At 74.7% G+C, this 24,532-nt stretch carries 19 protein-coding genes; 13 read left to right on the forward strand and 6 right to left on the reverse strand.

The annotated features are described in order from the left end of the window. Positions 1 to 16 precede the first annotated feature (16 nt). The gene (locus GEV43_RS20540) at positions 17 to 814 is read right to left on the reverse strand and encodes a hypothetical protein (protein ID WP_160822054.1); all 798 of its coding nucleotides are present in this window, start codon (positions 812 to 814) and stop codon (positions 17 to 19) included. A 118-nt stretch (positions 815 to 932) separates the two neighbouring features. Here GEV43_RS20540 and GEV43_RS20545 point away from each other — a divergent pair, with 118 nt between their 5' ends. Beyond that, positions 933 to 1,211 carry a hypothetical protein gene (locus GEV43_RS20545; RefSeq protein WP_160822055.1) on the forward strand — a complete coding sequence of 93 codons (279 nt, stop codon included), beginning with the start codon at positions 933 to 935 and terminating at the stop codon, positions 1,209 to 1,211. After that, the gene (locus GEV43_RS20550) at positions 1,208 to 1,831 is read left to right on the forward strand and encodes a 2'-5' RNA ligase family protein (RefSeq protein WP_160822056.1); all 624 of its coding nucleotides are present in this window, start codon (positions 1,208 to 1,210) and stop codon (positions 1,829 to 1,831) included. Before GEV43_RS20545 ends, GEV43_RS20550 begins: the two co-directional genes overlap by 4 nt. Before the next feature lie 72 nt (positions 1,832 to 1,903). Here the strand turns inward: GEV43_RS20550 and GEV43_RS20555 are convergent, their stop codons facing one another. Next, positions 1,904 to 2,377, reverse strand: a complete 474-nt coding sequence (locus tag GEV43_RS20555; protein WP_160822057.1) for a DUF4352 domain-containing protein — start codon at positions 2,375 to 2,377, stop codon at positions 1,904 to 1,906. Positions 2,378 to 3,035: 658 nt separating this feature from the next. Continuing rightward, positions 3,036 to 3,317 carry a hypothetical protein gene (locus tag GEV43_RS20560; protein ID WP_160822058.1) on the reverse strand — a complete coding sequence of 94 codons (282 nt, stop codon included), beginning with the start codon at positions 3,315 to 3,317 and terminating at the stop codon, positions 3,036 to 3,038. 560 nt (positions 3,318 to 3,877) lie between these two features. Between GEV43_RS20560 and GEV43_RS20565 the strand changes: the two genes are divergently transcribed. From GEV43_RS20565 to GEV43_RS20605, 9 genes are all read left to right on the forward strand, one after another. Next, positions 3,878 to 4,663 carry an SDR family NAD(P)-dependent oxidoreductase gene (locus GEV43_RS20565; RefSeq protein ID WP_241682980.1) on the forward strand — a complete coding sequence of 262 codons (786 nt, stop codon included), beginning with the start codon at positions 3,878 to 3,880 and terminating at the stop codon, positions 4,661 to 4,663. 79 nt (positions 4,664 to 4,742) lie between these two features. Further along, a complete protein-coding gene (locus tag GEV43_RS20570; protein WP_309239743.1) occupies positions 4,743 to 5,579 on the forward strand; it encodes an EI24 domain-containing protein in 837 nt (278 codons plus the stop codon). 495 nt (positions 5,580 to 6,074) lie between these two features. After that, a complete protein-coding gene (locus GEV43_RS20575) occupies positions 6,075 to 7,124 on the forward strand; it encodes a hypothetical protein (RefSeq protein WP_160822060.1) in 1,050 nt (349 codons plus the stop codon). A gap of 41 nt (positions 7,125 to 7,165) precedes the next feature. After that, on the forward strand, positions 7,166 to 7,435 hold the full coding sequence (locus tag GEV43_RS20580) for a hypothetical protein (protein WP_160822061.1): 270 nt from the start codon (positions 7,166 to 7,168) through the stop codon (positions 7,433 to 7,435). Between the two features lie 67 nt (positions 7,436 to 7,502). After that, complete coding sequence (locus GEV43_RS20585) at positions 7,503 to 9,683, forward strand: acyl-CoA dehydrogenase (protein ID WP_160822062.1); 2,181 nt, start codon at positions 7,503 to 7,505, stop codon at positions 9,681 to 9,683. A gap of 826 nt (positions 9,684 to 10,509) precedes the next feature. Then, positions 10,510 to 11,631 (forward strand): hypothetical protein, encoded by a 1,122-nt coding sequence (locus tag GEV43_RS20590; protein WP_160822063.1) that lies wholly within the window; start codon positions 10,510 to 10,512, stop codon positions 11,629 to 11,631. Then, positions 11,628 to 12,491, forward strand: coding sequence for a glycosyltransferase (locus GEV43_RS20595; protein WP_160822064.1), 864 nt, complete (start codon positions 11,628 to 11,630; stop codon positions 12,489 to 12,491). The genes GEV43_RS20590 and GEV43_RS20595 overlap by 4 nt, the downstream gene beginning before the upstream one ends. Then, positions 12,488 to 13,924 (forward strand): glycosyltransferase family 4 protein, encoded by a 1,437-nt coding sequence (locus tag GEV43_RS20600; protein WP_160822065.1) that lies wholly within the window; start codon positions 12,488 to 12,490, stop codon positions 13,922 to 13,924. Before GEV43_RS20595 ends, GEV43_RS20600 begins: the two co-directional genes overlap by 4 nt. A gap of 89 nt (positions 13,925 to 14,013) precedes the next feature. Next, a complete protein-coding gene (locus GEV43_RS20605; protein ID WP_160822066.1) occupies positions 14,014 to 18,390 on the forward strand; it encodes an alpha-(1->3)-arabinofuranosyltransferase family protein in 4,377 nt (1,458 codons plus the stop codon). Between the two features lie 33 nt (positions 18,391 to 18,423). On the opposite strand, the gene GEV43_RS20610 is transcribed toward GEV43_RS20605, so the two are convergent. The 3 genes from GEV43_RS20610 to GEV43_RS50615 are packed head-to-tail and all read right to left on the reverse strand — an operon-like array spanning position 18,424 to position 22,366. Then, positions 18,424 to 19,923 (reverse strand): acyltransferase, encoded by a 1,500-nt coding sequence (locus tag GEV43_RS20610; RefSeq protein ID WP_309239744.1) that lies wholly within the window; start codon positions 19,921 to 19,923, stop codon positions 18,424 to 18,426. Beyond that, positions 19,920 to 21,335, reverse strand: coding sequence for a glycosyltransferase (locus tag GEV43_RS46900; RefSeq protein ID WP_375539052.1), 1,416 nt, complete (start codon positions 21,333 to 21,335; stop codon positions 19,920 to 19,922). The genes GEV43_RS20610 and GEV43_RS46900 overlap by 4 nt, the downstream gene beginning before the upstream one ends. An 8-nt stretch (positions 21,336 to 21,343) precedes the next feature. After that, complete coding sequence (locus GEV43_RS50615; protein ID WP_164717142.1) at positions 21,344 to 22,366, reverse strand: MFS transporter; 1,023 nt, start codon at positions 22,364 to 22,366, stop codon at positions 21,344 to 21,346. A 120-nt stretch (positions 22,367 to 22,486) separates the two neighbouring features. Here GEV43_RS50615 and GEV43_RS20620 point away from each other — a divergent pair, with 120 nt between their 5' ends. Next, positions 22,487 to 23,509, forward strand: coding sequence for a DUF3068 domain-containing protein (locus GEV43_RS20620; RefSeq protein ID WP_241682981.1), 1,023 nt, complete (start codon positions 22,487 to 22,489; stop codon positions 23,507 to 23,509). A 181-nt stretch (positions 23,510 to 23,690) separates the two neighbouring features. Beyond that, positions 23,691 to 24,470 (forward strand): YncE family protein, encoded by a 780-nt coding sequence (locus GEV43_RS20625; protein WP_160822067.1) that lies wholly within the window; start codon positions 23,691 to 23,693, stop codon positions 24,468 to 24,470. Positions 24,471 to 24,532 lie beyond the last annotated feature (62 nt).

Consider the following 24,532-nt stretch of genomic DNA (forward strand, 5'->3'; position numbering starts at 1 on the left):
GGCGTTTCGCGTTGCGCTAGCCGACCGCGATGCCTCGGTGATCCGCCCATTCCTGGGTCGCCAGCAGCATCGCCTTCATCCATGCCGGATCAGGGTTCCGTTCCACACGCTCACGCCACATTCGCAGCGTGGCCGCAGCGAACGCGGAGACCGCGGACGGGTCGGCGGCCCGCCACGCCGGGCACCCGCTCGCCCACTCCTCGGCGGCCTCGGCGTCGTGGCCCGCGGCGATCAGCTGCACCACCAGCAGCGCCGGGTCGATGAACGCCGCGCCCCGGGTGGGCCACGCCCAGTCCACCGCCCAGGTGCCACGCTCGCCGATCAGCAGGTTGTTCTCGTGGATGTCGGTGTAGAGCAGCGTGTCACCGCGGAAGAGTTCGGCGTCCCGGTCGTCGGCGTACCGGTTCCAGCGGGTCTCCGCCCAATCGTGGGCGATGCCGGGCAGCGGCAGGGCACCGATCCTGCTGATGATGTCGACGATCACCGGCAGGTCCGGCGACCCGGGCGTGAAATCGCAGGCGCGTCCGTCGATGACCTCGAAACCAAGCACCAGCCACCGGTCTTCTTCGGCCCGCCACCGCACCGGGGGAGACAGCGGCTGGACGTAAGGATTGACGAGCCCTTCCCGGACCAGGGAGTCACGGCGTCCGCCCGGCCGGTTGGGGACGGCCTTGACGAAGAACGCCCCCTGGGCGCTGTCGACCATGCCCGTGAACGCCGACTCGCTCCCGTGCGAGGTGGGCCGGATGTCGGCGAGGTCGCCGGTGTGCGGGTGGAGCAGCTCCTCGAACCCCGGTCCGGGAAGGGTCTTCATCTCAGCTCCTCACGCCTTGGGATTGCACCCGCTGCCCGGTGTTCCCGGGCTGCACTCCTGGTCGGGATCGCAGCCGCCCGAACGGGCCGATGACGCGTGGGCGGACGGAGATCCCCGCGTGTACGGCACATGGGCCCAGGTGCGAATCGCCGCAGCCCTGGCACAGGTCATGCTGGGTGAGCCCGAAGGAGCGGCCCGGGAACTCTCCCCGGTCTTCGACCTGGGGAACGAGTATCGCGTCGTTACCATCATCGGACGGATGACCGAGGTCGTTCAGCGTCTCGGGCACAGCCGCTTCAAAGGCGACCCGCGCGCCGTTGCCTTGCAGGAAGAGATCCGCGCGTTCCAGGTCGGCTTCCTGGAGCACAAGGCACTCACCGCACCGGAGGTCCCGTGAGCCCGTTCCCCGAGCGCATGTCTGATCATTGGTGGTGGCGGCCTGGGGTACGGCCCGGCCGGGGCCTGCTGGTCTGGCACATCCTCCTGGACGAGCAGGCCGAGCCGCGCGAACTCGTTCGGCAGTGCCAGGACAAGCTGGCCGGGCTGCCCGGACTGGACCCCATCCCGCCTGAATGGCTGCATATGACCACGCAGATCGTAGGGTTCGCCGACGAGATCCCCGAAGCCGAGATCGACGCGATGCTGACCGAGACCGCAGCACGGTTCGCCAGCCTCTCCCCGGTCGAGGTCGAGCTCGGCAAGCTGTGGTTTCACAGTGAGGCCGTGATGCTCGGCATCCGTCCCCCGGACCGCCTGACGCCTGTCCGCGAGGCGATACGCGATGCCGTCGCGACGACCGTCCGTGCGCACCAGCTCGCCTACGAGCCGCATTGGACACCACACGTGTCGGTCGCGTACAGCCACGGCGACGGCCCGGCAGCACCGATCATCGAAGCACTGGCTCTTCGCCCCGAACCTCAGCCCTTGCGGGTCGCTGAGGTGCACCTTGTAGAGCAGGTGAGAGAGGGCCGACTTTATCGGTGGGAACGTCGGGCAGCCATCGCGCTCGGCACGTAGGCTCTGGCACGCGATGCAGCGGCGCCCCGCCTCTCACGCTGAGAAGGGCGGGGCGCCAGTCTCGTTTCAGGGTCAGGCGACCTTCGCGCGGGCGGCCTCGGAGAACAGCGGGTTGGTCATGGCCACGATCTTCGGGACGAACGTGCCCTTGGCGCAGACCAGGCCGGTGGCTTTCTCCTTGGGGGCGAGGGTCGTGGTGTCGATCGCGTTCTCGTACTCGGCCATCGCGTCGGTCACGTCGTGCTTGGTGCCGGTGGTGTCGGTCAGGCTGAAGTAGAGCAGGTTGACCTCGACGTTCTTCTTCGACTGGTTGGTGACGGTCGCCTTCACGCACGACAGCTTCATGCCGGTCGACAGGACGGACTTGGCGGGCCGGGCGCGGCGGGCGGCGAGCTTGATCGGCACGGCCTTCGCCTTCCCGCCGGCGGCCTTGGCGCCCTTGGACTCGGCGCCCTGGACGGGCGTCGGCTCGGTGGCCGGGTCGCAGGCGGTGAGTCCGAGGGTCGCGAGCACGCCGAGGAGGGCCGCGAAGAGGCGGATGCGCATGGGGGTTCGTCCTGTCCGATCGGGGGTTGTGGGTCGCGGCGGGGGGCGTGCTTCGCGGGGTGCTTCTGGGACGCAGGCCGTTCATTGACCGTTCACCTACCGGTGCCGATGGCACGATCCGGCCAGGCGCGGATGGGAGTGACCGTCAGTTTGGCGGTCACCAAGCACGCCCGCTTTACGCCCGGAATATGGCCACGAAATGCCGATCGTGATCAACGACAGTCAATCGGGAGAGTGCACTTAGGTGCAGGTCATGCGGCCCATCGTTGCCGACGGTTGCAAGCACTGATGTCCCGAAGGACGCGGATTCGATTCCCGCCACCTCCACGAGGCGGGCCCCTGTGCTTGCCGCGCTTGCGCGCGACTGCGCCGGGGCCCGCGATGCTTTTCTGGGGGCGACCCCCAGACCCCCAGCCCCAGGGGCTTCGCGCCCGGGGCGCCGTCTGCGGGGGCGGAGGCCATGTTGTGGCGCATGGATCAGTGATCGCGCGGGTGCTCGGGTCGGCCTCGTTGAGACGGGTCGCCGCTGTCTTGCGGAGGGGTGCGACGTCACCCATCTGAACGTCTCGGCGTCCATCCGGACGAGTACAGGCTTGAGATTCCGGTTGGCGTTGCTCGGATTCCGCCCGGGAAGATCAGGTCGGCGTCATCGGCGGGTTCAGAGGTTGGTCGGGGAAGCGAACCACTCCTGGGAGCTTCGGGTGGTCAGCAGCCATATGACCATCAGTCCGAACGGCGGGCTGAGGACTCCCAGGACGAGGGCCCAAGTCTGAAAGCGGCGGTGCCACAGTCCGTACGCGATCGCGCCGGGCACGAGCGCGGTGGGCGCGGCGACCAGCATGATTCCTGCCAGGAACAGATGGCCGAAGATGATCGCACCGATCAAGATGGCGATCCAGTAGCCGATAATGACCATGCCAGGCAGTGCGAAGAAAATCACTGTGACTATTACCGGGGGCGGCGGCGTCTGCTTCTCGGGCGAAGACACCATGGGAGAGTAAGCCTCGTGCGATGGGACCCCTCCCACGGCCTGTCTGAGGAATTCTCGCTGCGGAACGTCCTTTCCGTTGGCCTCGCCGATGTGTTAGCCGTACTGGCCGAACGACGCCAGGTGCCGGGGGCCCGGGGGTATTGGCGTGTCGGGCCTGGACGTGCTCGAAGCTGGCCAGTGGGAGCCGTTCACCTTTCTGGGGTTCGGGGCGCGATGCGGGCGGCGGTGGGCGAGAGGGGCGGTTGTCAGCCTGATGGGCGCGCGTTTGTTGGTCGGTCGGGCGGATTCGGTCGTTCTTCGGGGGGCTGCCAGCGGCGGTGTGTCTGCGCCGCCTACATGCGGGCGTGGGCTCGGGCGGTTCGGCGCTCGCTGGGAGTGGTGGGCGGCTTGGGGGCGGGTTGATGATCATAAAGGGACGTTGGGGATTTGGGGTTCTCTAGTGGGCGGGGCGGGTGAAGTAACGGGGGTTGGGCCTTTCGGGGGCGGAAGATCTTCGGGAGGGTGGGGGGATGGACGAGAGGATCGCGGTCGTGACGGGGGCGACGTCGGGGATCGGGAAGGAGATCGCGCGGGGGCTGCTCCGGCGGGGGTTCAGGGTCGGGATCGTGGGGCGCAGCGCGATGCGGGGCGAGGACGCTGTGGAGGAGCTGGGCGGGCGGGCCGACATGTTCCTGGCCGATCTGTCGGTGCGGCCGGACGTGCGGCGGGTCGCGGCGGAGATCGAGGAGCGGTACGGGCGGCTGGACGTCCTGGTCAACAACGCGGGCGTGCACATGATGCGGGCCAAGGTCAGCGCGGACGGGTACGACCGGATGATCGCCACCAATCATCTCGGGCCGTTCCTGCTGACCAATCTGCTGCTCGGGATGCTCGGGCGGTCGGCGCCGTCGCGGGTGGTGGTCGTGGCGTCGGAGGCGCACCGGCACGCGGGGCGGTTCGATCCGGAACGGCTCGCGGAGCCGGGGTCGTACCGCGCGGCCGGGTCGTTCCGGGTGTACGCGCGGTCCAAGCTGCTCAACATCCTGTTCGTTCAGGAACTGGCGGAACGGCTTGAGGGGACGGGTGTCACGGCCAACGCGGTTTCTCCCGGGGTGGTCGCGACGGGGTTGGTGCGGGAGTTGCGGTGGGCGGAGAGGGCGAGCGGGTTGATTTCCCATACTCCGGCGGTGCGTACGCCGGAGCAGGGCGCGCGGATGGCGTTGGAGCTGGCGACGGACGAGAAGTACGAGGGTTGTAGTGGGGGTTCTACAGCTCGGCGCCCGGGGCTGGCCTGCTGCCGAGGGCCGGGGCGTTGAAGGACCGTGAGCTGCGCAAGGCGGTATGGCGTGCGTCGGCGCATCTGGTCGGGCTGCCCGGAACGATAGCTTTGGGCACGTGAATCCACCGTACGAGCCGCGGCCCGTCGAGTCGTCCGGGCCCAAGGACTTCCTCGCCGGGATCGGCTACCTGTTGCGGGGACTGGGCTGGATCGCGCGGAGGCCCGGGCAGTGGTTGTTCGGGCTGATCCCCGCCGTGATCGTCCTGGTCGTGTACGCGGTGGCGCTGGGCCTGCTGGCCTACCAGCTGGACGACCTATCGGGATGGGTGACGCCGTTCGCCGACGACTGGTCGGACGGGGCGCGGAAGGCGGCGCGGGCGGTCGCGGGGATCGCGATCTTCGGGGCGTCCGTGTTCGTGGCGGTGCTCACGTTCACCGCGCTGACGCTGCTGGTCGGCGATCCGTTCTACGAGGCGATCGCCGTGCGGGTCGAGGAGTCGCAGGGCGGGGCGCCGCCCGAGCCGGACGTGCCGCTGCTGGTGCAGATCTGGCGGGCGGTCAAGGACGCGGTGCTGCTCGGGCTGGTCGCGCTGGCGTTCGCGGTGGTGTTCTTCGCGTGCGGGTTCCTGCCGGTGGTGGGGCAGACGGTGGTGCCGGTGATCGCCGCGCTGGTGTCGGGGTACTTCCTGGCCGGGGAGCTGACCGGGGTCGCGCTGGAACGGCGCGGGATGCTGCGGCCGGAGCGGTTCGCGCTGCTGAAGCGGCACCGGGCGCTGGTGGTCGGGTTCGGCGCGGCCACGTTCGTGGTGTTCCTCATCCCGCTCGGCGCGGTGCTCGCGATGCCGGGCGCCGTGGCGGGCGCGACGCTGCTGGTCCGGGAGCGGCTGGCGGTCAACCCGCTGGTCACGGGGTTGGACGTCGGGGCGCCCGGCGGGACCCACAATGTGTCCTGAGTGTGATTGCCGCCCCGGACGTAACGGATGATCTTCGCGTAACGTGTGCCGCATGTCCGATCAGGGGGAGCGCGGTGTGCGCTGGACCGATATGAGCGATGACACCGCCGACCACGAGCAGAACGAGGGAACGGGCCCGGTTCCCAAGATCGACGCCAAGGTGCCCGAGGTGCGGGTGCCCGAGGTGACCATGCCGGTGCCGACGGGACGTACCGACTTCTCCGAGCCGGAGCCCGACCGGCACGACGTATGGGGCAAGGTCGAGGGCGAGGCCGGCAGCGGGGCCGAGACCCGGGCCGAGGCCGCGCCTGAGGCCGAGAGGTGGGTCGAGGGCAAGATCGAGGGCCGGGGCGAAGGGCGGGCGTCCTGGGCTCGGGACGAGGTCCCGCCCGCGCCGTCCGGCCCGCAGGCCCCGCCCGCGCCGCCGCAACCGCGAGCCGGTGAGGTCGCGCCCGCGCCGCCGTCCGCGTCTCAAGGCGCGGCGGCGGGGACGGGTTGCCGGATGCCGAGGACATCAAGGTCGCTCCGGTGGACGCCGGGGGGCGGCGGGACGGCGCGCCGGGCGACGGCGCGGCGGGGGGCGACGGGGCGCCTGCTTGGGAGGGGTCGCTGTTCGACGGGGACGGCGGGGACGCCGATCCGCGGTACGTTCCGGCCGCCGCGACCGGGTCCGGGTCGTCCGAGCCGCCCAAGCCGGGCAGGCCGAGCAGCGGCAACTGGCAGATGCCCGACTGGATGGCCGACGAGGCGTCCGCCGACGGCAAACTCGGCACGGCGCGCGGGATCGACGACGGCGGCGGCGGGCGTTCGCGGCTGGTGCTCGTCGGCGGGATCGGGCTGCTGGTGGTGGCGCTCGTCGCGGCGGGCGGCGTGTACCTGATGAAGAACAAGGACGACACCGAGCCCGCCGAGTCGGAGGGCAAGCCCGACCGGCCGGTGTCGGCGCCGAAGCCGCGGGCGCCGGAGGTGCGGCTGCCGCCGGACAAGCCGCTCAAGCGGTTCCCGGGCAGGCCGAGCAAGGTCGTCGGACGGGTGGCCGATCCGCGTTCGGGGCTGGCGTTCCCGCGGCTGGCGAGCCCGTGGCAGGCGCCGACGAAGAAGAACAAGCTCGGCACGCCCGGCTGGTCCGGCCAGCAGGTGATGGTGACCGAGAAGCGCGGGTCGCGGCTCTGGTACGGGCAGCTCCTCACCGGGACGCTGATCCCGACGCTGCGCGGGTCCTACAAGGGCCCGGAGAGCGTCAAGAACGTCACCGCGCTCGCCGCCAAGGGCTTCGAGGGCATGTACTACGCGTTCCCGCACAAGTCGGCGCCGCTCGCGTCGCAGCCGCTCACGGTGGACGGGCACAAGGGCTGGCTGGTCGCCTCGTACCTCACCTACAAGCGTCCGGGCGTGAAGGCGACCGGCGAGCTGACGGCCGCCGCGGTGATCGACACCGGCCGCCCGTCGCCGGCCGTGGTGTTCGCGTCGATCCCCAACACGCACCGCAAGATGTGGCCGGACCTGAACCAGTTCATCGCCAAGCTGAAGGTCACCCCGTCCTGACCTTGATGCGCATAATGTGATATTTCGCTTACAGTGCCGGGGTGGCGAGTGATCCTCCGGACGACGACGCGCCCACCGGTCCCCTCCCCGCCGTCCGTCCCGATGGCGAGGGGCGCGGGGTGATGCCGCCGCCCGAGGGCGCGGGCAGCGTCGCGCGGGCGCGGCTGGAGGCGTCCGGGGAGCGCGCCGGGCGGGAGCGGGGCGACCGGATCTCGGCGGACGCGCTGCGGCACGGCGACCTGATGATGGCTGCCGTGGTCGGGGGCGTCGCGATCCTGCTGCTCGGGGTGCTCGCGGCCATGCTCTGGTGATCCGGGGACTGCCGTACCGAATCGCGTTCTAATAGGCTGTGCCGCACCCGAGGAGAAGGGGTGGGTCATGGCGATCGGGCTGACCGAGGAGCACGAGGCGCTCGCGGCGTCGGTGCGCGGGTTCGCGGAGCGGAACGTCACCGCGCGGGCCGTACGGGACGCGGTCGAGGCCGCCGAGCGCGGGGAGGCGGCCGGGCGGCCCGGGTTCTGGGACGCGCTCGCCGGACAGGGGCTGCTCGGCCTGCACCTGCCCGAGGAACGCGGCGGGCAGGGGTTCGGGCTGCTCGAACAGGCCGTCGCGCTGGAGGAGCTCGGCCGCGCGGTCGCGCCCGGCGCGTACGCCCCGACCGTCCTCGCGGCCGCCGTGCTCGACCAGGGCGGCGCGGGAGAGGAGCTGCTCGCGGGCCTCGCGGACGGGACCCGTACGGCGGCGGTCGCGCTCGACGGCGCGCTGAGCCGGGACGGGGACGGGCGCTACTCGGGGCGGTTCGAGCCGGTGCTCGGGGCGCCGGTCGCCGACGTGCTCGTCCTGCCCGCGGGCGGGTCGCGGTGGGTCGTCGTGGACGCGGCGGACGCGGCGGTGGAGCCGCTCGACTCGCTCGACCTGACCCGCCCGTCCGGCGCGGTCGAGGTGGACGGCCTCGCGGTCCCGGCGGGACGGGTCCTGGACGGCGCGGACGCGCGGAGCCTCGCGGTCGTCCTGCTCGGCGCGGAGGCGTGCGGCGTCGCGGGCCGGGCGCTGGACGACGCGGTCGCGTACGCGAAGCTGCGCGAGCAGTTCGGGCGGCCGATCGGGCAGTTCCAGGGCGTCAAGCACAAGTGCGCGCGGATGCTGATCGCGCTGGAACGGGCGCGGGCGGCGGTGTGGGACGCGGCGCGGGCGCTGGACGAGGCGCCGGAGCAGCGTGCGTACACGGTCGCGGTCGCCGGGGTCCTCGCGGCGGACGCCGCCGTCGAGTGCGCCGAGGGCAACATCCAGGTGCACGGCGGCATCGGCTACACCTTCGAGCACGACGCGCACCTGCTCTACCGGCGCGCCCTGACGCTGCGGGCGTTCCTCGGGCGGGGCGGCGCGCACCGGGCGGAGGCGGCGGCGCTGGCGGTCGCGGGCGTCCGCCGCCCGATGGCGATCGACCTGCCGGACGACGCCGGGCCGCTGCGCGAGGAGGTCCGCGCGCGGGTCGCCGAGCTGGCCGCCATGGACCCGTTCGCGCAGCGCGCGGCGATGGCCGAGGGCGGCTGGGTGACGCCGCACCTGCCGAAGCCGTGGGGGCGGGACGCCGGGCCGCTGGAGCAGATCGTCATCCAGCAGGAGCTGAAGGCCGCGTCGGTGCGGCCCGTACCGCTGATGATCGCGGCGTGGGTGGTGCCGTCGCTGGTCCAGTACGGGACGCCGGAGCAGCGGGAGCGGTTCCTGCCGCCGACGCTGCGCGGCGAGATCATCTGGTGCCAGCTGTTCAGCGAGCCCGGCGCGGGCTCCGACCTCGCCGGGCTCACCACCCGCGCCGAACGCGTCGAGGGCGGCTGGAGCATCACCGGGCAGAAGATCTGGACGTCCCTCGCCCGGGACGCCCAGTGGGGCATCTGCATCGCCCGTACCGACCCGGACCGGCCCAAGCACGACGGCATCACCTATTTCCTTGTCGACATGGCGACTCCGGGCATCGAGGTCCGGCCGCTGCGCGAGTGCACGGGCGACGCGGTGTTCAACGAGGTCTTCCTGGACGGGGTGTTCGTCCCGGACGACCGGGTCGTCGGGCCGGTCGGCGAGGGCTGGCGCGTCGCCCGCAACACCCTGGCGAACGAGCGGGTGGGGCTGACCAGCTCGTTCCAGCTCGGCGGGGACCTGCCGAAGCTGGTGCGGCTCGCGGCGGAGCTCGGCGCGGACGGCGACCCGGTCGTCCGGGACGGGATCGGGCGGCTGGCCTGCGACGAGCACGCGTTCAACCTGCTCGGGCTGCGCGCCACCCTCAAGCAGCTCTCCGGCACCGACCCGGGCGCGACGGCCAACGTCCGCAAGCTCGTCGCGATGGAGCACGGGCAGCGGGTCACCGAGTTCGGCTTCGGGCTGCTCGGCGAGCAGGGCGCGCTGACCGGCCCGTGGAAGTCGGACCCGCGCCGCCGCTGGACCCGGTACCTGCTGGCGTCCCGCGCGATGACCATCGGCGGCGGGACGACCGAGGTCAACCTCAACGTCATCGCCGAACGGATCCTGGGGCTCCCCAGGGACCCGGCCCCGGCCGGCTGACCGCCGTCCCCGGCGGGGGATCGGGTAGCGTCCTCGCGATGAAGGGGTCACGGCGGTGGGACGGCGCCCTCACCGGCCTGCTGCTCGGGGTGCTGGCCCTCGGGCCGGGCCTCGCGCCCGGCTACCTGCTGTCGTTCGACATGGTCTTCGCGCCGGACGCGGCGTTCACGCGGATGACGTTCGGGCTGACGGGGACGGTGCCGAGGCACGTGCCGAGCGACGCGTTCGTCACGGCGCTCGGGCAGGTGCTGCCGGGCGGCGCCGCGCAGAAGCTGGTGCTGCTGGCGATCTTCGTGATGGCGTGCGCGAGCGCGGCGTCGCTCGTCCCGTCGCCGCGCCTCGCGCCGCGCCTGGCCGCCGGGGTGCTGTACGCGTGGAACCCGTTCGTCGCCGAACGCCTGCTGCTCGGCCACTGGGCGTTCCTGCTCGGGTACGCGGCGCTGCCGTGGGTGGTCGGCGCCGCCGCCGACGTGCACGAGCGGGGCGGCACGCGGCGGCTCGCCCGCGCCCTCGTCCCGGCGGCGGTCGGCGGGTTCGCGGCGATCGCCGTGTCGGGGCTGGCCGCGCTCGCCGTGGCCGGATGGCGGCGGACGGGGCGCGGCGGCGCGCTCGGGCGCACGCTCGCCGTGCTGGTGCTGCTCAGCCTGCCGTGGCTGGTGACGGGCTGGCTGCGGCCGTCCGGGATGCCCGGCGACCCGGGGGCGGTGGACGCGTTCGCCGCCCGCGCCGACACCCCGTTCGGAACGCTCGGCAGCCTGCTCCTGCTCGGCGGCGCGTGGAACGCCGAGACCGTCCCGACCGGCTACGGGACCCCGCTGCTCGCGGTGTGCGCGCTCGCCGCGGTCGCCGCGTCGCTCGCCGCGTACGGGCGGTACTGCCTGCGCGGGGCGCGGCCCCGTGGGCGCGCGGGCTGGCGGTCGCGGCGGGGGCCGGGTTCGTCCTCGCGGCGCTGGGCGCGGTCGCCGCGCCGCTGCTCAAGGGCATGATCGACCTGTGGTCGGGGTTCGCGGTGCTGCGGGACGGCCAGCAGTACGCGGCGCCCCTCGCCGTCGCCGTCGCGGTGGGCTTCGGCCTCGGGGTCGAGCGCGTCACGCGAGGGGCGGGAGGCGCGGACGCGGCGGGGCGGGCCCTCGGGGCGTTCGCGATCGCCGTGCCGCTGGTGCTGCTGCCGTCGCTGGCGTGGGGCGCGGCCGGACGGCTGGAACCCGTCCACTACCCGGGGTCGTGGGCCCGCGCGCGGGACATCGTGCGGGCCGACCGTACGGCCGGCGACGTGCTCGTGCTGCCGTGGGCCACCTACCGCTCGTACGGCTGGAACGGCCGCCGCACGTCGCTGGACGCCCTGCCCCGCTACCTCGACCGGCGGGTGATCACCAGCGACGCGGTGGTGATCGGGGCGAAGACGATCCCCGCCGAGGACCCGCGCTCGCGCGCCCTGGACGAGGCGATCGCGTCCGGCCGGCCGTTGACGGAGCCGCTGCGCGCGGCGGGGGTCCGGTACGTGGCGTTCGACTCGGAGACCGGGCCCGGCAACCCCGACCGCGCCCGCCTCGCCGGGGCCGAACGCCTCGTGGACGACGCCGACCTGGTGCTTTACCGGATTCCCGGGCCCGCGCGGGTCCGCGAGGAGGCCGCGCCGCTCGCGCCGACCGTGATCGCCTGGCTCGTCGCGATCGGGGTTACTCTCTGGTCATTTCTGCCCCAAGCATTAGCCTGGCCACTCGCACCCCCCGCCCCCCTCGACGTGGAAAGGCCCCCTGATGCGCATTGCGATCGCGGCCGTGGCGGGCGTCCTGCTGGCCGCCCTCGCGTCGTTCGGCGTCGTGCAGCTCGCCAACGCCTCGCAGAACGACCCGGTCATCAAGCCGCTCTACAACTACGGCTCTCGGTGACGCAGCCCCTCCGGGGGCACGCATCCCGAGGGCGCGTACCGCCGACTTCGCCATGAGCGCGGACGGGTCACCTCTGCTGGAGATCGTCGTCCCGGCGTACAACGAGGCCGCCCGGCTGCCGCGCGGCCTCGCCGAGCTGAGCGGCGCGCTGCTGCGGCTGGGGATCCCCGCCGCGGTGCTCGTCGTCGACAACGCCAGCGACGACGCGACCCCCGAGATCGTGCGGAACTGGACCGGCCCCGTCCCGGTCCGGCTGCTGACCTGTGCCCGGCGCGGCAAGGGCGCGGCCGTCCGCGCGGGGCTGCTCGCCACGCGCGCCCCGTACGCCGGGTTCTGCGACGCCGACATGGCGACCGGGCTCGGCGCGCTCGGGCCCGCGCTCGACCTGCTGCGCGCGGGCGTCCCCGTCGTCGTCGGCTCCCGCCGCCACCCCGGCTCGGTGGTCGAGGACTACAGCCACCCGATGCGCAAGCTCGGCGCGATCACGTTCAACCGGCTGATCCGCGACCTGGCGGGCGGCGTCACCGACACCCAGTGCGGCTTCAAGTTCTTCGCCGGGCCGCTCGCCCGCGCCGCCGCCGCCGACCTGCGCACGACGGGCTTCGCGTTCGACGTCGAGCTGCTCATGCAGTGCGCCCGGCGCGGGGCCGAGGTCCGCGCCGTACCGGTCGAGTGGCGGGACGTCCCGGGCAGCACGTTCTCGGTGCGCCGCCACTCCCTGGCGTGCCTGCGCGACCTGGCCCGGATCCGCGCCCTCACCTGGCGGCCGGCCCCGGCTCCCGTTCCGGCCCCGGCCGTTCCCTCGGGGGCGGCGGGGACGGCGACGGCCTCTGGCAAGCCCGCCGCGTCCGCCAAGCCCGCCGCGTCCGGGCCCGTGTTCGCGGCCGAGACGGCGCCGGGGGCCGGGCCGGGATGAACGACGTACGGCCGGGCGCGTCCGCCGCCGCCGTCGCGGGGCTGCGGATCGCGATCGTGAACTGGCGCGACCCCTGGCATCCGGCCGCGGGGGGCGCCGAACGGTACGCCTGGGAGCTGGCCCGCCGCTTCGCCGCCGCGGGCGCCCGCGTCACGTACGTGACGTGCCGTTCGCCGGGGCAGCGGCGCCGCGAACGGGTCGAGGGCGTCGAGTTCGCCCGGATGGGCGGGCGGTTCACCGTCTACCCGCGCGTCCTCGCCTGGACGATGGCGCGCCGCCGCCGCTTCGACGCCGTGATCGACTGCCAGAACGGCATCCCGTTCTTCACGCCGTGGGCGCTGCCGCGCCGCGTCCCGGTGTTCTGCTCGATCTTCCACGTGCACGACGCGCAGTTCGGGCTGTACTTCCCCGGCTGGCTGGCGTGGGTCGGCCGGATGCTCGAAGGCCCCGTCGCGCGCTGGACGTACCGGCGGCACGCCTGCACGGCGATCTCCCTGACGACCATGACCGCCCTCCGCGAACGGCTCGCCTGGACGGGCCCGGTCTACCTCGTCCCGGTCGGCGTCACCGTCCCGGAGGCCCTGCCGGAGGCCGTTCCGGCGGGGCGGGGCGCGGGGCCGGAGCTGGTGTGCGTGACCCGGCTCGTTCCGCACAAGCGGGTGGAGCGGATCCTCGACCTCGCCGAACGGCTCCGCGACCAGCGGCCCGGCCTGCGGATCGGGATCGTGGGGCGGGGCCCCGAGGCTGAACGGCTCGCCGCCGAGGTCGCGGCGCGCGGGCTGTCGGACGCCGTCGTCCTGCACGGGTTCGTGTCGGAGGAGGAGAAGGCGGCGCTGGTGGCGCGGGCCGATCTGCATCTGAGCGCGTCGCAGGGCGAGGGCTGGGGGCTGTGCGTCGCGGAGGCCGCCGCGTTCGGCGTCCCGACCGTCGCGTACGACGTGGACGGGCTGCGCGACGCCGTCCGCGACGGCGTGACGGGGTGGCTGGTGCCCGAGGGCGACGACCTCGCCGGAACCGTCGAGCGCGCGCTGAAGGAGCTGGACGACCCGTCCCGCCGGGCCCGGATCGCCGCGGACTGCCGCGCCTGGGCGGGCGAGTTCGACTGGGCGCGGTCGGCCGCGCGGATGGCCGACCTCGTCGCGGCGGCCGTACGGAACGGGACGAGTTCGACGGCCGATTCCGGGGCGCACGTCGTGTCCGGGTACGGTGACGGGCACCCTCGGGTCGTGGAGGGCCCCCTGCGCGACGAGATCCTCCGCGACCCCGGCGCGGCGCTCACCGCGCGCCCCGCCACCCCGCTCGAACGCCTCCTCGGCCACCCCGACGGCGTCCCGAACGGACCCGCTGGCTGCGTCCCTGACGGGCCCGCTGACGGTGTCCCGGACGGGCCTGCGGGCGGCGGCGTTCGGGGCGGGTCCGCGGGCGGCGGCTGAGCGGGGCCGATACGCGCGGCGGGGCCGGAGGGCGCGCGGGGCGCGGGGCGCGGGGTTTCGACGCAGGCTGGGGAGGAGGCGCGAGCGGCATGGCGACCACCACGGCGTGGGCCGACCGGCTCGCGCGCCGCGTGGACGACGCCGACCGGGACGACCGGCCGCCGCGGCCCGAGGTCGACGACCGGCTGCGCGAGCGGTTCCGCGTGCTGGTGTGCTGCCTGCTGCTGACCGTCCTCGCGACGTCCACCCGGCCGGGGCGGATCCTCGCCGACACCAAGATCGACATGGCGGTGAACCCGGTCGGGTTCCTCGGCCGGGCCCTGCACCTGTGGGACCCCGAGCAGTTCGGGCAGCTCCAGAACCAGGCGTCCGGCTACTTCTTCCCGATGGGACCGTTCTACGCCGCCGGGCACCTGGCGGGCGTCCCGGCGTGGATGACCCAGCGGCTGTGGCTGGCGCTGCTGATGATCGCGGCGTTCCTCGGCGCGCGGCGGCTGGCGGCGCGGCTCGGCGCGGGCGGCCCGGTGACCCGGCTGCTCGCGGGCATGGCGTACGCGCTCGGGCCGCACGGATTGTCGGCGCTCGGCCAGAACTCCTGGGAGTACCTGCCGCTCGCGATGCTGCCCTGGATCGTCCTGCCGCTGGTCACGGCCGTCCAGACGGACGGGGGGCGGCTGCGGGCGGCGGCGCGTTCGGGGCTCGCGGTGGCGCTGTGCGGCGGGATCAACGGGGCGGCGACCGTCGCCGTCCTCGCCGTCCCGGCCCTGTACCTGCTGACCCGGCCGCGCGGGACGGCCCGGCTGCGGCTCGCGGCGTGGTGGGCGGCGGCGGTCGGGTGCGCGGTCGCGTGGTGGCTGGTGCCGCTGCTGCTGACCGGGAAGTACGGCTTCTCGTGGCTCGGCTACACCGAGAAGGCCGACACCACGACGTCCCAGGCGAGCCTGGTCAACGTGCTGCGCGGCGCCGAGCGCTGGATCAACTACCTGGACGCCTCGTCGCTGCCGGTCGGCCACACGCTGTCGGTGCAGACGGTGATGATCGTGGTGACGGCGCTGCTCGCCGCGCTCGGCCTCGCCGGGCTCGCCCGCCGCGACCTGCCCGAACGCACGTTCCTGCTGCTCGTCCTGCTGGCCGGGGTCGCGGTCGTCGCCGCCGGGCACGCGGGCGACCTCGCCGGTCCCGCCGCCGGGCCCGTCCGCGACCTGCTGGACGGGCCGCTCGCGCCGATCCGCAACCTCTACAAGTTCGACGGGCTGCTGCGGCTGCCGCTCGCGATCGGCCTCGCGCACCTGCCCGGAACGCTCCGCAGGCCCCGCGCCCGGCTCGCGCTCCTCGCCGTCGCCGCCGCGACGCTCGCCGCCGTGGGCGCCCCGGCGCTGTCGAACGGCCTGGCGGGCACGGGCGACTTCACGGCCGTCCCCAAGTACTGGAAGGACGCGGCGGCCTGGCTGAACGGGCGCGCGGGGGAGCAGGCCGTGGTGGCGCTGCCCGGCGCCCGGTTCGGCGACTACACCTGGGGCCGTCCGATGGACGACATCATGCAGCCCCTGCTGAACGCCCGGTGGGGCGCGCGGCAGCTCGTCCCGCAGGGCTCTCCCGGGTACGCGCGCGTGATGGACGCGATCGACCAGCGGGTCTCCGCCGGGCAGGGGTCGCCCGGCCTGACCGAGACCCTCGCGCGGATGGGCGTGCGCTACCTGCTCGTCCGCAACGACCTCACCCGCGCCGACCTGCGCGGCGCCTGGCCCGCGCGGGTGCACGAGGCGCTGGAGACCTCGCCGGGGATCAAGCGGGTCGCGGCGTTCGGCGACCAGGCGGCGGGCGGCTGGGCGGGCGACGCCGTCGGGTCGTACGACCAGCCGTACGCGCCCGTCGAGGTGTACGAGGTCGCGGACGCCGACGACGTGGTGGGCCTGCTCGACGCCGATCGTGCGATCCGGCTGTACGGGGCGCCCGAGGGGATGCTGAGCCTGGCCGACAACGGCGTCCTCAACGGCCGTCCCGTCCTGCTGGACGGCGACGACCCGGACGCGCCCGCCGAGACCGTCGTGTCCGACGCGCTGCGCTGGCGCGAACGGGCCCTCGGCGAGATCCGCAGCCAGATCGGCCCGACGATGGCGGGCGACCGGGCCCGTTCCGACACGCGGGGGCGCGGCGCCGACCCCGAGGAACCGGGCTGGGACCGCTACCGCACCACCGCCGGGTACACCGGCGTCGCGAACGTCACCGCGTCCTCGTCCGCGTCCGACGCCGAGGCGATCCCCGGCCTCGACGACCCGGGCGCGGTCCCGTACGCCGCGCTCGACCGCGACCCGAAGAGCGAGTGGATCACCGGCGGCTTCGACGGGCCCGTCGGGCAGTGGCTGCGCGTGGACCTCAGCGCGCCCCGCGAGTTCGCCGGGACGGACGGCGTGGAGGTCGCGTTCCCGCAGAACGACTTCCTCGGCCCGCCGCCGTCCCGCGTCGCCGTCGACACGGCGGCGGGGACGGTCGAGCAGGAGGTCCAGCCGGTGTCCGGGCCGCAGCGGCTCAAGGTCCCGGCGGGCACGACGGGCTGGCTGCGCGTCCGCGTCCTCGCGCTCGCCCGGCAGCCCGCCGCGTTGGCCGGGGCGCGGGTGGCGATCTCCGACCTGCGGATCGACGGCGTCAACGCCGTCCGCTACCTCGACCTGCCCGCCGCCCCGGCCCCGGCCCCGGCCACCGGGAAGGACGGCAAGGACGGCAAGGCGGGCGCGGGGGCCGGGGAGGCTCCCGCGGCGGTGATGGCGCGGTCCGTCCCGCCGAGGCCCGAGTGCATGAAGGGCTCGGCGCGCTGGGTCTGCTCGCCGGAGCTGGGGCGCGGCGACGAGGAGGGCGGGACGTTCCGCCGCCGCTTCCCGTCCCCGGTGAAGGAGGCCGCGCGGATCACGGGGACCGCCGTGCTCACCGACCCGGCGGCGATCGACCGGCTGACGCGCCACGGGTCCGAGGTCACGGTGTCGGCCAGCTCGTCGTGGACGCGGCACCCGGCGGGGCTGCCCCGGTCGGCGTTCGACGGCAACCCCGCCACGACCTGGGCCGCGGCCGGCGACGACCGCGACCCGACCCTCACGGTCGGGTGGCGCGGCGCGCGGCGGCTGAGCGAGCTGACCGTACGGCGCCCGCCCGGCGTGACCGGCGCGCTCCGCCTGACCCTGACCGGCGCTCACGGCGAGGTCCGCGAGGGCCTGGCCGACCGGTCGGGACGGTTCGCGTTCCAGCCGATGACGACCGACCGGCTGACGCTGCGGCTCGGCTCGTCCCAGAAGCCCGTGCAGGTCACCGACCTGGTCGTCCCGGGCGTCCGGCCGCTCACCGGCTCGGGGTTCACGCCGTTCACCACGCCGTGCGGGCAGGGCCCGGCCGTCCAGGTGAACGGGGCGCGGGCGCGGACCCGCGTCACCGCCACGGTGGACGAGGTGCTCGGCGGCCGTCCGGTGCGCTTCGAGACCTGCGGCTCCGCGCCGTCCGTCAAGGCCGGGCAGAACGTCGTCAGCGCGGGCGGCCCGTACCTGGTCGGCTCCATGGTGGTGGACCCCGGCAGCCGCCTCGGCGCGGCGAAGCAGGCGGCCACCGGCCCGGTCGAGGTCAGGAGCTGGGGCAAGGGCGAACGCGAGGTCGGCGTGGACGCGGCCAAGGCGTCGTACCTGGTCGTCAACGAGAACTACAACCGGGGCTGGCACGCGCACGTCGAGGGCGGGCCCGAGCTGCGTCCCGTACGGCTCGACGGCTGGCGGCAGGCGTGGGCCGTCCCGGCGGGCACCAAGGGCACCGTGAAGCTCTCCTACGAGCCCGACACCGTCTACCGGGCGTCGCTGCTCGTCGGCTTCAACCTACTGATCGTCCTGCTGATCGCCGCGGTCTGGGCGCGTCCGGCGCGGGGCCGTCCCGAGCCGGCGCCCGCCTCCCCGGCCGCCCCGGGCCCCGCCGCCCGCGTCGCGGCCCTCGCCCTGGCCGCCGCGCTCGGCTTCTGGCTGGCGGGCGTTCCGGGCCTGGCCGCGACCGCGCTCGTGGCGCTCGCCAGCGACTGGGCGCAGCGCCGCCCCGGCGGAACGGCGCGCGGCCTGCGTTCGGTCTGGCCGGTCGTCGCCGCGATGACGGCGGCCGGGGCGCTGCTGGCGGCGGCGGGCCGGATCGGCGCGAGCGGCGCGTCCGCCGACGTCCTCGGCGACGTCGCCCCGCAACTGCTGTGCCTGCTGGTCATCGGACGCCTCGCCGGCACCCTCGCCGCCCCCCGCGACCCGGACAGCTGGCTGAGCACCGGCGTGGACCTCCAGTGGGTCACCGCCCCGCAGCCCCCGCGGCCGGGCCCGTCATCCGAGCCCTCGCCCCCGCCCGCGCCCGCGCATCCGGGTGCGTCCACGCGGGCCGACGGGCGCTTCACCGCGGGGCCGCGTCCCGCGCCCGGCGGGGCCCCGCGGCCGGACCGAACCCAAGACCACCGCTGACGTCCGCCGCGTACCCCACCGGTACGGGCTGGACTAGCGGGCGTTCGGCGGGGTCTCCTGGTGGCCCGGGAACGGCGCGGGAGCCTCGTGCGGGGCCGTGCCGGGCGGTGAGGCGAAGATCGTGGCCTGCGCCGGGGCGGGCGCGGGCGGCGCGGGGCGGCGGGGCAGGAGGCGGGAGCCGAGGCGGCGTACGGGCTCCTCGACCAGATGGTGGCTCAGGGCGGCCACGCCCACGGTGAGGACGGTGCAGACGGGCAGGTCGATCAGCATGTTCCCGGTGAACGGCCGGTGGTCGGTGACGTCGAACCACACGAAGATCACCACGAACTGCCACAGGAACACCCCGTACGAGATCCGCCCGAGGTAGGCCATCGTCCGGTTGCCGAGGACCCGGCCGATCACCGGGTGCGAGGCCGGGGCGAGCGCGACGGGGGCCACGAGGAACGCCGCGACCAGGCCGTACAGGACGAGTTGCAGCTCCGAGGTCCAGACGTTGGTCTCGTACAGGCGGGAGACGCCGGTCAGCGGGGTCGCGGCGACGCAGTACAGGAGCGCGGACGTCGTCCAGCACATGCCCCACGAGGCGCCGACCGTACGGCAGAAGCGGCGGACGGGGCCGTCCGGGCCGTGCTCGGCGTTGGCCCACACCGACAGGACCGCGAGGGCCATCCCGACGCCGAACCACGCCAGGTAGCGCGGCAGCCAGTTGCCGTAGAACTCGCGGCCGTCCACGGGGCCGAGCGCCAGGACGTACAGCGCCGACAGGGCCGCGTACGCGCCGACGCCGTACAGCAGCCGCCGGGCCCGCCCGTCGAGGTCGCCGCCGCGGCGCGCCCACAGGCCGAGCAGCGCGGCGGCGGCCGGGAGCGTGACGTAGAAGGCGGCCTCGACCGTCAGGCTCCAGATCTGGCCCATGCCCTTCGGGCCGAGGTGGTCGTTCCACCAGGGCGTCCGGTCGTAGGAGTAGGTCAGCGTGAGCGTCTGCGCCCAGTGCCACGCGTCGGCGAGGTGGTCGCGCGCGTACAGCAGGGTGCTCGCCACGACCAGCAGCCAGTACGCGGGCAGGAGCCGGACGGCGCGCTTCCAGAGGTACGGCCCGGAGCCGGGCGGCGGGCGCAGGCCGAGCGCGGCGGAGGCCCACGGCCGGTAGAGCAGCAGCCCGGAGAGCGTGAAGAAGATCGGCACCCCGATCTCGCCGCGCGACAGCAGCGACGGGACGGCGCCCTGCCGCATCAGGTACCCGGTGCTCGCCGCGACGTGGAACACCAGGACCGCGAGCGCCGCGACCGCCCGTACGCCGTCGAGCGCGTCGTGGTGGCCCGAGATCGTCGGCAGCCCGCCGTCCCCGGACGTCGGCCGGGGCGCCGGGGCTGCTGGGGCGGTGCGGGTGCGTTCATGGGCGCCGGGGGTGGGGGTGGGGGACGGTCTGGTCGCGGTCGAGGTGGCGTCAGCGTATCCGAGCCCCGCGCCGCGGCCCTCCGCGCGAGGCGGGCGCGCGTTCACCCCGTCCGCGCGGGGCGTGGGCGCGTTCACTCGCGGTGGGGGCGGCGGGAGCCGGTCAGGAGTCCGGCCGCCTCGGCGGCCTTGAGCAGGGCCAGGCCCGCCAGATGCCAGGGGGTGGTGGCGGCGAGCAGGCGCCGCAGCGACCCCGGCCGGCCGAACGAGCGGGCCGTCGGCCGGGCCCGGTAGGCGGGGAGCCAGCGGCCGTAGTAGCGGCGCTTGCGGTACGCGCCGCGCAGCGTGATGCGGCCCTCGTCGTGCCAGACGACGGACGCGACGCGGCCGACGCCGAAGCCCTCGGCCGCGACCCGGTCGGCGAGGTCCCAGTCCTCGAACGCGCTGAGGCCCTCGTCGTAGCCCCCGGCGCGTTCCAGGGCCGTGCGGCGGAAGATCCGCGCGGCCTCCACGGTCGGGTCGCCGAGGTAGGAGCGCTTCTCCCGGACCCGGCAGGCGGCGAGGAAGCCCTCCCCGAACGACAGCTCGGGGATCACCAGCGCGCCGAGGCCCGCGTCGGCGTCGAACAGGGCCTCGGCCTCGGCCGCCACGCCCGGCTCCAGCACCATGTCGGAGTCGACGAACGCGACGAGGCCGCCCGCGCCCTCGCGCCAGCCGAGGTTGCGCTGGGCGCTGCGCTCGGGCCCGTGGTCGAGGACGGCGTCGGCGTGCGCCTCGGCGATCGCGCGGGTGGCGTCGGACGAGCCGTTGTCGACGACGATCAGCTCGACCGGGCGGGTCTGGGCCCGGACGGAGGCGAGGCAGCGTTCGAGGGTGCGGGCCGAGTTCCGGGTCGGGACCACGACGGTCACCCGCGGCGGCGTCGTCAGCGTGGCCTCCCAGGTCTGGTGGGTGTCGAAGAGGGTAGCGCCCGGGTCATCCGGCGCCGGGGCGGCGGGCTCGCCGGGCGCGGCGGGACGGAGGTCGCGGGGGAGCAGGACGGAGAGCACGGCCGCCACGGCGAACGCGGCGGCCCCGAACGCGAGCGCGCCCGGCATGGCCCCGACGTCCGCGCCCGTACCGGCCCCGTCTCCCGGGTGGGCGGCGCCGGAGGCGGAGCCGAAGAACAGGATCCCGGCGGCGGCGACGCCGAGGACGCCCGCGAGCTGCGTCACCGAGTTGAACACGCCGGAGGCGGCCCCGGCGCTGTGCTCCGGGACGTCCGCGATCACCGCGTTCGCCAGGATCGGCAGGGCCAGCCCCATCCCGAGGCCGCACGCGAACAGCCACGGCGCGATCGGCCAGGGCGCGAGGCCGCGGCCCGCGTGGGCGGCCAGCAGGGCGAGCCCGGCCGTTCCGGCGGTCATGACCGTGGTTCCGGCGCCGACCAGCGCGCGGGCCCGGCGCAGGCCCCTGCGGTGCGTGAACTGCGCGGTGCAGGCCACCCCGGCGGGCCAGGCGAGGCCGACGAGCGCGACCTTCATCGGCGACCAGCCCAGCCCGAACTGCAAGCCCCACGTCAGCGTGATGAAGCACGCCGCGACGCCCGCGAACAGCGCCAGCGCGAGCGGCAGCCCCGCGCGGAACGACCGCCGCCGGAACAGGGAGGGCGGGACGAGGGGGCCGCGCGGAGCCGTTCGCGCCTGCGCTCGTACACCGCGAAGGCGGCGAGGGCGGGGACGGAGCAGGCCAGCAGCGCGACGCTCCAGGCGGGCCAGCCGAGCTCGCGCCCCTGGATCAGCGGGAACGTGGCGAGGAGCGAGGCGGCGCTCATCAGCGCCGCCCCGCCGAGGTCGAGCCGTCCCCGCGCCGCGCCGGACACGCCGGCACGGGCCCGGTCGGGGTCCATCCAGCGGACGGCCCCGGCGAACGCGGCGAGCCCGACGGGGACGTTCACATAGAAGATCGCGCGCCAGCCGAGGCCGAGCAGGCCGTGCTCGGTGAGGCCGTGGTCGATCAGGACGCCGCCGAGGATCGGCCCGCTGACCTGGGCGACGCCGAGCAGCCCGCCGTACAGGCTGAACGCGAGGGTCCGGTCGCGGCCCGGCGGGAAGCGGACGGTGATGAGGGACAGCGCCTGCGGGACCATGATCCCCGCGAACGCGCCCTGCGCGGCGCGGGCGGCGATCAGCATCCCGGGGGAGGACGCGGCGCCCGCCGCCACCGAGGCGGCCGTGAACCCCGCGACCCCGGCGAGGAACACCCGCCGCCGCCCGAGCAGGTCGCCGAGCCGCCCGCCGGTGATCAGCAGCAGCGCGTAGGCGAGGGCGTAGACCGAGACCGTCCACTGCCCGGCCGCGTAGGAGGCGCCGAGGTCGCGCTGGACGCGGGGCAGCGCCACGTTCATGATCGTCACGTCCACCAGGTCCATGAACGTGGCGAGCAGCACGGCGGCGAGCGCCAGCCACCGCCGTCCCGGCAGCCGGAGCGCCGCCCGTCCCGGCAGCCGGAGCGGCCCCCGGCCGGACGGCCCGGGCCGCGCCCGCGCGGGCGCGCGAGGGCCCGGGGGCGGCGGCTGCCGGACCGGCATGGGCGTGCTCACCTCGCGGAGGTAGGGCGTTCCCGGGGCTTATTGGACGGTTGGTACTAATGGGTCATGTAGGGTAACGCGGACCCGGCGGAAGCGGTCCCCGAGGTCACGCGACGACGGCATTCTGGGGAGATGAGCATGCGGCGACCGCTCGGCCTGATCCTGATCGCGCTGGGCGCCTTCTTCCTCACCCTCGCGCCGCTCGTGCGGTTCTACGTGGCCGACAAGGTCGTGCGCGCCCCGCTCAACCGCTACCAGCAGACCAGGCTGGAGGCGCCGAACGCCAGCTACTTCGACACCGCCTCGTTCAAGTCGCGCAAAGGCGTCACGCTCGTCGCCGAGAACACCGTACGCGGGGACGTCCGGGCCAACAACGGCAACGACGACATCGCGGTCTGGGACTCCTCCACCGAGATCTCCGACAAGGCCACCGGCAAGCAGATCGAGATCCAGGGCTACCGCATCGCGTTCGACCGCCGCACGTCCGAGCTGGTCAACTGCTGCGGCGTGCACGTCGGCGGCGACACCTCGGTCAAGATGTCGGGGTACGGGCTGCTGTTCCCGCTCGCCGACGTGCACAAGCGCGACTACCCGTTCTTCGACATGACGACGCGGCGCGAGCTGCCGATGCGGTTCGAGGGCGAGGAGCAGGTGCAGGGGATCGACACCTACCGGTTCGTCCAGCAGGTGCCGCTGACCAAGTCCGCCAAGGTCGACTTCAAGGTGCCCGGCGGGATGCTCGGGCTCGGCAAGACGAGCAAGGCGCAGAAGGTCGACCGCTACTTCACCGCGACGATCACCGAGTGGGTGGACCCGCGCACCGGCGTCCCGGTCAAGCACCGCCAGAACATCAGGAGCACCATCCAGACCCCCGACGGCCGCGGCAGCATGACCGTCGCCGCCGCCGACCTGGTCACGGTCGACAAGGACCAGCGCAAGCTCGCCGACATGGCCGACGGCTACGCGCTCCAGATCGCGCTCGCCCGGATCTGGGGCCCGATCGCCGCCGTCCTCGTCGGCCTCGTCCTGCTCGGGATCGGCGTCGCCGTGGGCGTCGCCGCCGGCCGCCGGACCCCGCCCGCCGCGATGAAGGCCCCGCGCCGCTCGGACGGCCGCTTCGGGGACGTCCCCGCAGGCCCCACCCCACCCCGCTGACCCGCTCGCCCCGCCCGCCCCCGCTCCCGCCGCGCGGTCCGGAACCGGCCGCCCCCGGCGCGTTGCCAGCCGTCCCTCCCCGTGCTGTGGTGGCGGCACGAACCGGAGGAACGCGCCGCCCGGGTGTGCCGCCGCGCCGGCTCCGCTCCCGCGTCCGACCCGCAGCGTCCAGGGGAGCGACATGGGCAACGAGTTCCATCCGATCGAGATCGAGGTCGGCCACCGGCCCACCGGCGTGGCGGTCACTCCGGACGGCGCCCGCGCGTACGTCGCCAACCGCGCCTCCGGGACGGTCGGCGTCGTCGATCTCGCCCGGCGAGCGACGGTCGCGTCCATCGCGACGGGAGGCGGCCCGGTCGGCGTCGCCGTGCACCCGTCCGGCGACCGCGCGTACGCCACCGACCTGACCGCCGAACGCGTCCACACCATCGACACCGCCACCGGCGCGATCGTCGGCGGCGTCGACGTGCACGGCTTCCCGACCGGGATCGCGATCACGCCGGACGGCGGCACCGCCTACGTCGCGTGCCCCGGGATCCTCGCGCTGCGCACCATCGACCTGGTGATCGGCAAGGTCGTCGGGGAGCCCATCGTCCTGGAGGGGCAGCCGTCCGGCGTGGCGCTCTCCCCGGACGGCGCCCGCGCGTTCGTGACCCGCGAGGGCGACGGGCTCGTCACCGTGCTCGACACCGCCACCCGCGCGCCGGTGGCCGCGATCAAGACCGGCGCCGCCTCGTTCGGCGTGGCGGCGACGCCGGACGGCGCGCGCGTCTTCGTCGTCAACACCGGCGGCACAGGGCCGGACGGCCCGTCCGTCCTGGTGGTCACCGGCGGCCGGGTGGTGAGCGCGCCGGTCCGCGTCGGCCCGCCCGGCGGGGGCCTGGCGTTCGGCGTCGCGTTCGGGCCGGACGGCCGCGAGACCTACCTCACGCACGCGCCGAAGGAGGGCCGGGGCGGCTGAGCGTCCGCCCGACCGCGTTCTTCCTGACCTAGTGGTACGCGTTCTAGTGTCGCCGTTCCCCA

Origin of the sequence: Actinomadura sp. J1-007, from assembly GCF_009793335.1 — a bacterium.
Lineage (GTDB): Bacteria > Actinomycetota > Actinomycetes > Streptosporangiales > Streptosporangiaceae > Spirillospora > Spirillospora yumaensis.